Origin of the sequence: Segatella hominis, from assembly GCF_004535825.1 — a bacterium.
Lineage (GTDB): Bacteria > Bacteroidota > Bacteroidia > Bacteroidales > Bacteroidaceae > Prevotella > Prevotella hominis.
The window spans coordinates 49,263-56,969 of record NZ_SGVY01000022.1 but is presented as its reverse complement, the minus strand read 5'-3'; the positions used below and the strand labels follow the sequence as shown (position 1 = coordinate 56,969).

8 protein-coding genes and 1 pseudogene are annotated in these 7,707 nt (G+C 37.6%); 4 read left to right on the top strand and 5 right to left on the bottom strand.

Annotated elements, in window-relative coordinates:
- Positions 1-138: 138 nt before the first annotated feature.
- Positions 139-399, top strand: a complete 261-nt coding sequence (locus tag EXN75_RS09455; protein ID WP_134843617.1) for a hypothetical protein — start codon at positions 139-141, stop codon at positions 397-399.
- Positions 400-411: 12 nt separating this feature from the next.
- Complete coding sequence (locus EXN75_RS09450; protein ID WP_134843616.1) at positions 412-1,599, top strand: DGQHR domain-containing protein; 1,188 nt, start codon at positions 412-414, stop codon at positions 1,597-1,599.
- A gap of 67 nt (positions 1,600-1,666) precedes the next feature.
- On the opposite strand, the gene EXN75_RS09445 is transcribed toward EXN75_RS09450, so the two are convergent.
- Both EXN75_RS09445 and EXN75_RS09440 read right to left on the bottom strand, forming a co-directional pair.
- Positions 1,667-1,933 (bottom strand): helix-turn-helix domain-containing protein, encoded by a 267-nt coding sequence (locus tag EXN75_RS09445; protein ID WP_134843615.1) that lies wholly within the window; start codon positions 1,931-1,933, stop codon positions 1,667-1,669.
- 5 nt (positions 1,934-1,938) lie between these two features.
- Positions 1,939-2,415, bottom strand: a complete 477-nt coding sequence (locus EXN75_RS09440) for a hypothetical protein (RefSeq protein ID WP_134843614.1) — start codon at positions 2,413-2,415, stop codon at positions 1,939-1,941.
- A gap of 403 nt (positions 2,416-2,818) precedes the next feature.
- Here EXN75_RS09440 and EXN75_RS09435 point away from each other — a divergent pair, with 403 nt between their 5' ends.
- Together EXN75_RS09435 and EXN75_RS18650 are read left to right on the top strand one after the other, a co-directional pair.
- A complete protein-coding gene (locus EXN75_RS09435; RefSeq protein WP_134843613.1) occupies positions 2,819-3,295 on the top strand; it encodes a hypothetical protein in 477 nt (158 codons plus the stop codon).
- A 172-nt stretch (positions 3,296-3,467) separates the two neighbouring features.
- Positions 3,468-3,536: pseudogene (locus EXN75_RS18650) on the top strand (hypothetical protein); the annotation flags it as partial.
- On the opposite strand, the gene EXN75_RS09425 reads toward EXN75_RS18650, so the two are convergent.
- The 3 genes from EXN75_RS09425 to porE all read right to left on the bottom strand — a co-directional run bounded on the left by EXN75_RS09425 (position 3,526) and on the right by porE (position 7,691).
- Entirely contained in the window at positions 3,526-4,077 is a 552-nt protein-coding gene (locus EXN75_RS09425; protein ID WP_134843611.1) for a dihydrofolate reductase, read from the bottom strand. The pseudogene EXN75_RS18650 and the gene EXN75_RS09425 sit on opposite strands and share 11 nt — an antisense overlap.
- Positions 4,059-5,501: a methyltransferase RsmF C-terminal domain-like protein gene (locus EXN75_RS09420; protein WP_134843610.1), complete on the bottom strand. Its 1,443-nt coding sequence runs from the start codon at positions 5,499-5,501 to the stop codon at positions 4,059-4,061. The genes EXN75_RS09425 and EXN75_RS09420 overlap by 19 nt, the downstream gene beginning before the upstream one ends.
- 84 nt (positions 5,502-5,585) lie before the next feature.
- The gene (gene porE, locus EXN75_RS09415) at positions 5,586-7,691 is read right to left on the bottom strand and encodes a PorE family type IX secretion system protein (RefSeq protein WP_134843609.1); all 2,106 of its coding nucleotides are present in this window, start codon (positions 7,689-7,691) and stop codon (positions 5,586-5,588) included.
- Positions 7,692-7,707: the final 16 nt, after the last annotated feature.

Sequence of the window (7,707 nt, the reverse complement as noted above, 5' to 3'; positions counted from 1 at the left end):
AGTTTTGCTTGTCTTCTTTTCGCAACACTAAGGTAAGTGAAAATTCTGACATGGCAAAATCCTGGGCAACTTTTTGTTGCTCAGGCACTTATAAATAATGTTAAACTATAGTGTTGCGGAATTAAGGATAAGTCTTATTTGGATGAAAAGTTGGGCGGAAAGGTGTCTATTGCTGCAGAGAAAATCTTTAATTCTATCGGAGCTGAGACAATGAAGGCGAAGGTCGTAGAAGAAACTATTAAACATGATGATGAATATATAAATTCTTTAATTGCAAATCTTGAAAAAGATCTTAAAGAATATATACGACAGAATAGTGAAAATCAAGAAGAAAGTGCAGAGGCTGTTCAGCCTAAGTCGGATTCACAAGATAGTGATGATTCTTCAAGTATGTTTTAAAATAAATGGGTTATGAAAGTAAATGTGTTAAGTGGAGACGAAAGGTCTCAAAAATTATTATTGCAGGCATGTGTCCCTTTCATGGACTTAAAAGATAATGCGCGTTTTTTCTATAGGGAAGATCCAAATCAAAATCCTTATAAAATACGTACAGGTAAAGAAGACGAGTATTACCAAAGGAAGATAGACGAAAATCGTGTTAGTAAAATAAAAAAGTACATTCGTACTACAATACTTGGGGATTACCGAAAACAAAACGTTGCTGTCATCTTTCCTACAGCTATGCTGTTGGCTTTTACCATAGATGATACTCGTTTTTCTATAGGAGATACTCCCGATCTTGTTATGCCACAAGATTTTTATATAGTAGACGGACAACATCGTCTTTATAGTATGATTAAACTATATGAGGATGTCTCTGGTTTTATGAAAACAGAAGAAGATATAATCGTCAAAGAATATTTAGAAAAGTTTCGTTTCAATTGTACCATTATGATGAATTTTGATACATGGGAACAAGCTCAAGTCTTTGCTGAGGTTAATTTCAATCAAAAGCGTGTAAGTCGTTCTTTATATTATGATATATATGGTATGAATTATTCTGAGGATTCAACGGATAAAGAAAAAAACTTTATTTATATCTCTCACAATCTTGTGAAGTTCATGAATACCAATCCAGATTCTCCTTTCTATCAAAAAATAAAGATGTTGGGTTCTGGTCAAGGTTTTGTCTCACAGGCATGTATGGCAGAAGCTTTGATGAGACATATGTCTTCTCCCCAAGGAATTTGGTATGTAGATTTCTCAAAAATAAGTGAGAAGCCTAGATATCGGTATATGGCCTCAGAGTTAATTAGTTTTTATACCGTAGTTACGAAATGCTTTCCTGACTATTGGCCAATATGTATGAAACATCGCTCTATTCTTAGCAAAACAACCGGTGTTGGTGCTATGATTCGATTAATGGGGTATATACATGTTAGCTTCCTTAATGATGAAATAAGACAGGGGTTGCATAAATACGATGGCTATTTTTATGAACCTTATATAAATAAGGTTGAAAATATCTTATCTGCACTTAAAGATAAATCTGAGAGTTTGTTTTCATTTAAAGGGGATTTCAGTGGAACTGGTGGTAGAGGTCTGGAACTTGCCTTATATAATAAAATGTGTGAAATCTTAAATGAAAAATTGGGATAGTTGAATATATTATCATTATTGCGTTAGGTGTTTAAAACACATTAGTTTTTTTATTAGCATAGCCCAATCAATGGGCTATACTGATGAGTTTACTTCCTAAAGCTGTTTCTATACGAGCAATGGTTTGAGTTGTAAAGTTATGTCTGCCTGTTAGCCATTTGGAGATTTCTGAGTCTCGCTTGTTGAGTAAGCGGGCAAAATCTTTTTGGGTGAGTCCTTTGGCTTTCAGAATCTCACTAATGCGCTCGGCAATACCGAAAGACAAATCGAACTCTGCCTTTTGCTCGGCAGGTATCGCAGAGAGGCAATCACGGAATAATTTGTTCTGTATCATAATGCTTAAATTTCAAAGGTTGCACTTTCTATGTCTGTTATCATATTCTTTTCAATGGTAATGATGCCATTCTCTTGGGCTTTGAGCAGAACTTTGTCAAAAGTCTGTAAATCCATGACATATCCACTGAGCTTTTCATTCTCTTGGTATGTGCGTGATAGTTTAACACCACCATTTCCTAAGATAAGTATCTGATCGGATATTCTTAAGCAGTATAGGCGGAGTTTGCGGGAATCTATAGACAAAGCACTGACATGGTCGTTCATCCTCCCTTCGATACGGAAGAATCTTTCTAATGCTCCCTTATCGATAATTTTGGATAAAGCCAATAATATGGCATTGAAGTCTTTATTGTATGTCGCATTGTCCTTAAACTCCATCAGGAATTTTTCAAATTCGCTTTCGGAGTTTCCATCGAAGCAGATAGAAAACATGCCTACGTTGTCATTCTGCTCTATTGTCTTTAATGTTACTTGTGTCATAACTGAAATTCTTTAATATGCTATGCAAAAATAATACTTTTATTGATAGATTGTTCACTTTTAAGTGAATAATTAAGAATAATTATCACAAATATACATTATGGAACTCCACAATACCCAACACAAATTATTTGAGTTCCACATCAACTGATATGCGTAATGGTCGTTAGAGCTTGGCAGGAATCATCCGTGAAAAAATGCAGCATGATTCTTATAGTTATGATGAAGCCCCAGAGGATAATGCTTTCCAATAACTTGCTGGAGGTGGGCAAATATAGCAAGAAGATGAACTATGTGGGTATCAGGAGAGGATGATAGGGCAAGAATCAAAAACTCCCCCAAAAATTTGGTAGTCTCACCGAAAACCCTTATATTTGCAGACAATAATTAGAATATTACGATTATGGCAACATTGGTACTCGATAATACATTATATCAAGGCTATGCAACAATTGCAGAGCAGAATAACATCAGTGTAACTGATGCTATGGCAGAAGCTTTGCGATTATTGAAGCAACAGCTGAAAAAGAAGCCAAGTCTTTCGTTAAGGCAACGACTTGAGAAGCGAATTCTTGAACTTCGAGATTTGCCAGCGAATTGGGATTACGCAGGTTCCCCTTCCATATCATCAGAAGCATGTGATTATTCTCAGAAGGTTGTTTCATCCTGTAGCGAATCATTGCTTCAGGGATTAGCAATATTCCCAAATACCAATGGCTATATATTAATGCAATGGAAGACCTCCAAAGGAGATGCCTGTTTATCTATTCTTAGTGATAGGATAGTGTATGATGTCAATTATGGAGAGATAGAGAAAGAGGGCATCCTCCAACTTTCGGAACTCCCTAAATTTTTGGAAGTCTTAAAGAACATTGCCTAATGGAATGTGATATAACATTTGAGAAACCAGTATTGAAAGATATGGAGGAGATAACTCGATTGTTGTCTTCTCCGGCGCATAGACGATCCTTCCAGTTTGATAAGATTACTGCTATTCACCAATCTGTCCCTGATAGCATCAGCCAAAGTTGCCGCTGCCGGTGAGTCCTGTTATGAGCAGATTCTCTCTTTTGGAATATGCGGAAAACTACTCGGTGTTGGTGCAGATGCCTACGGGTACTGGCAAGACGTATGTGATGGCTTCGGTGGTGAAGTGGTTTCTTTATTTCCTATTTTTCTGAATGTAATAAAAGAAAAGGAGTAAATTTCTTTTTTGGCATCATCTATTTCTTTATGCTGTTCTTTGTCTATGATTTCCCAGTTTTCTGAATTGATAGAAGGGAAATATGTGTCTGCTTTTGGCATTTTTTTATCTACTATCGTGAGATACAGATTATCGGCAAGATGCATACATTGCTTATAAATACTTTCGCCTCCTATGATGAATATGATGTCGTCTGTACATTTTTCAAGCGCATCTGTCAATGAGTGATACACCTCACAGTTTTCCAGTTGTATTTCCTGTTGTGTTATCACTATGTTCCGTCTCAAAGGGAGTGCGCCATGGGGGAGAGATTCGTATGTTTTCCTCCCCATGACTATGGTATGATTCAGTGTAAGTTGCTTAAATCTTTCCATGTCCTTTCTGATATGGAAGAGCAGTCGGTTCTTGTAGCCTATCGCACCGTTTTGGTCCAGGCATGCTATGATATTGATTTGCATTTCAGGATATGATTATCACCCTCTGGTATGTGAGAACTTTTAATCTTCCATTCCTGTGGGTACAGATTATTGGCACGATTGCCTATATTTTTCATCCAACCTAATGGAACATTCTGATAAGTTACTATCATGTATCCTTTAGGTGTTGTAGGAGGCAAAGTAATCGCTTCTTTACGAAGATAGTTGATTGCATCTTCGTATGAGAGTTCTACTTGTGGAATATCAGTCTTATCCAATTCTGTCGATAAGGCAAGTGACTGTGCTGGGATCAGATCCTTACCTTTTATACTTCCGATTTTGATTCCTTCGTGAAGTACTCTTAGTGATTGGTTTGCTTCTTTTACAGCCTCTGTCCATTTCTTGCTGATAGCATATACATCATTTTCTGTTAATGTATAATTCCATTCATCCTTATTTCTTAACCAGTTATTTTTTAATGTGAAAGGTTCTTTGGTCTTTCCTTTAGCGTTCTTCTTGCCAAGATTCTTTTTCTTTTTATCGCCTTCATATATGCCATTTTTGCGCAATACGGCAATAAACAATCCTTCTCCACGGCTTATACCAGGGAAGAAATGATACATGGCTTCATCATTGATAAGACTCTTGGTAATATTCCAACTTTTTTCGATATTCAGAGGAAGAATTTCAGCTCCAAGTTCCTCTTTTATCCATTCTACGTTTTCCTCGTCTTCATGGGCATTAAAGGTGCAGGTAGAATAAATCAGTATTCCACCAGGCTTCAAGCAGTTCCAAATGTCACTTATGATTTCCCGTTGAAGTTTCCAACAATTATTTACATTGGCTTTACTCCATTCAGTGATAGCTTCTTCATCTTTTCTAAACATGCCTTCACCCGAACATGGGACATCGGCAAGTATCACATCAAATTTCAATTTTGTTTTTTTGTAATCTTTTGGATAATTGTTGGTGACAACAACATCCGGATGCCCAAACTTTTGAATGTTTTCTGATAAAATTTGAGCCCTTGTCTTCATGGGTTCATTGCTGAAAAGAAGACTTCCTGCTGGAAGTGCTGCTCTTACGCATGTAGATTTGCCACCTGGTGCAGCACAGAGATCCAGCATGGTGACAGGTTCTTTGACATATTGTCGGATGGCTAAATCAACAATCATGGATGAGGCTTCCTGTACGTAGTATAGACCCGCATGGAAAAGAGGATCGAAAGTGAAATTCTTTCGTTCCGATAAATATTTGCCTGTTGAAGGGCACCAAGGAATTATTTCTGAGGTCGTTCCTTCGTTTAAAACCGTCTCTTCAGAACATTTGAATGGATTGAGACGAATGCTGACAGTTGCATTCTCATCAATTCCTTTCATCAGTTGATTGAAGAGGTTTTCCCCCATAAGTTCTTTGGTATAAGTTTTGAAATCCTCTGGTAATTTTGTGCTTCTATCTGTTGTCATCTTGCCATTTATTTTCTTGTTAATTCAAAATCATTTGCAAATTTAAAAAATATTTTGTTTCTTTGCAACCAGTTAGCTTCATTCTTATTCAAATATAAACAAATCTTCCTCTTCTTTGGAAATCTCCTGCTTCTTAGGCTTAGGAGGATTTTTTAAGTTGCCTTTTTCATCAAATAAACCATAAGTCGTTCTGAGTACGATAAACTCTGTGCGACGGTTCATTTGATTGCAGATTTCCTGATTTCCTTTATTCTGTTTCAAAATGAAATCCGTTGTCAGTTTATCGCCTTCCTTGAGCCATGGATATTTAGCAGCCATCTTTTTGCTGATAGTCTTAGGTTGCTCTTTTCCATAACCCATTGGGGTAAGTCTGTCTTTGGCAATTCCGTGCTGGATCAGATAGTTGACCACCGATTGTGCTCTCTGTTGAGAAAGGTGTTTATTATATTCTGCACTTCCTTTATAATCACAATGCGCACTAAGTTCGATGGTGACATTTGGATTTTCTTTCAATAAGTTTACCAATTCATCCAGTGCTTTTGTACTGTTGGTAGTAAGGGTAGCCTTATCAAAATCATAGAAAATATTATCTATTAATACCGGTGCCGTGATGGAAGCCAATGGGAATTGTAAGGTATATTCCTTACTTTCCTTAGCAGAATCTACTCGAATTTCTTCTTTGTGATTGAGGAATCCTTTGCAAGAAGCCATCAGGAGATAATCTACCTGTGGTTTGATGACCATACTGAATGATCCATCACCTTTGACTGGTAGTTTCTTATATGTTCCATCGTTTCCGACAACCATTACTTGGGAAGCCGGTAACTCATAACCACCCATTTCGTAAACCCAGCCTTTGATGGTTGTTACAATTTCCGGGTTTTCAAAAGAATAGATGTGGTCGAAACCTCTTCCGTCCTTTCTGTTGGAGGAGAAATAGCCTCTGTTGTGTGGACCTTCGAAAGTCATTCCAAAGTCGTCACCTTCCGAGTTGAGAGGGTAGCCAGGATGGAAAACCTTATATTTTTTAGTTTTTGGATCTACTTTGGCAATAAAGATGTCCAATCCACCCATTCCTACATGTCCATCGCTACTAAAGTAAAGGTCTCCGTTGGGTCTGAATGTAGGGAAAGATTCATTTCCTGGAGTATTGATAGGTTCCCCCAAATTCTCAACACCTCCCAAGCCTGCAGTTGTAATTCTTACTCGCCAGATATCCAATCCTCCCATTCCTCCAGGCATGTCTGAAGTAAAGTACAACCATTCTCCATCAGGAGAGATGGCAGGGTGTGCCAAACTGCTGAGGGTATCTTTGGTAATTTCCAGTTTTGTGGCTTTTCCCCAAGCCGCATCGGAACGTGGGGAGGTTACTATTTGTGCATATCTTGGAGAAGATGGGTCGGTAGTGCATTGTGTGAGATACATTTCCCGTCCATCAGGTGTAAAGCAGCAAGCTCCTTCATCATATTCCGTATTCAGACCCGTACTGATGGCTTCTGGTTTGCTCCATTTTCCTTTGTCATCTTTTTCAGATATGAAAATATCGCCGTTTTTTGTTCCTGTAATACCACTCAGTTCATCTCCAAGCGCTTCATTTCTGGTAGATGTAAAATAGAGTTGGTCAAATTCATCACCAAAGAGTATGGGTGAATAGTCTGCTCTTCTGGAATTGAAAATATCCATTTTCTTCACCGTATATCTGCTCCCTTTTTTCTTCCATTCTGGTGCAGTTTGTGCTGATTTCAGTCCGTTTCGTGCTAAAATATCATAGCCACTTTTGCTCATTTCTTCATTTGGGAGAGAATCTAATATGGATTTAAATTCTGTTTGAGCAAGTTTGTAATCGCCGTTTTTAAGAAGTTGCCGAGCATAATTTAAGCGATTCTGGATATTGGCTTGTCCATATCTGATAGCATTTCTATAGGCTGCCACAGCTTTAGGAGTAGCATTGATTTTCTCATAGCAGAGCGCCATTTTTAAGGCTCGCTGCCCTCTTTTTTCTCTTTCTTTTGTCGGCGTTTTTGTATATGCCTGCTTAAATTGGTCGGCAGCATCATAATATTCACCTAAAGCAAGATACTTTTCTCCCTTTTTGATATTCTTATCAATACCGCATGCGGTCAATAGTAAGCTACTTACTAATATTGACAAAAATGCTAAGCCGATATGAGATTTATTCTTCTGTTCCATGTTTTTAAATAAACTC

Coding starts and splice junctions, on each gene's coding strand:
- EXN75_RS09450 (WP_134843616.1), top strand. CDS start 412: ATGAAAGTAAATGTGTTAAGTGGAGACGAAAGGTCTCAAAAATTATTA.
- EXN75_RS09445 (WP_134843615.1), bottom strand. CDS start 1,933: ATGATACAGAACAAATTATTCCGTGATTGCCTCTCTGCGATACCTGCC.
- EXN75_RS09440 (WP_134843614.1), bottom strand. CDS start 2,415: ATGACACAAGTAACATTAAAGACAATAGAGCAGAATGACAACGTAGGC.
- EXN75_RS09435 (WP_134843613.1), top strand. CDS start 2,819: ATGGCAACATTGGTACTCGATAATACATTATATCAAGGCTATGCAACA.
- EXN75_RS09425 (WP_134843611.1), bottom strand. CDS start 4,077: ATGCAAATCAATATCATAGCATGCCTGGACCAAAACGGTGCGATAGGC.
- EXN75_RS09420 (WP_134843610.1), bottom strand. CDS start 5,501: ATGACAACAGATAGAAGCACAAAATTACCAGAGGATTTCAAAACTTAT.
- porE (WP_134843609.1), bottom strand. CDS start 7,691: ATGGAACAGAAGAATAAATCTCATATCGGCTTAGCATTTTTGTCAATA.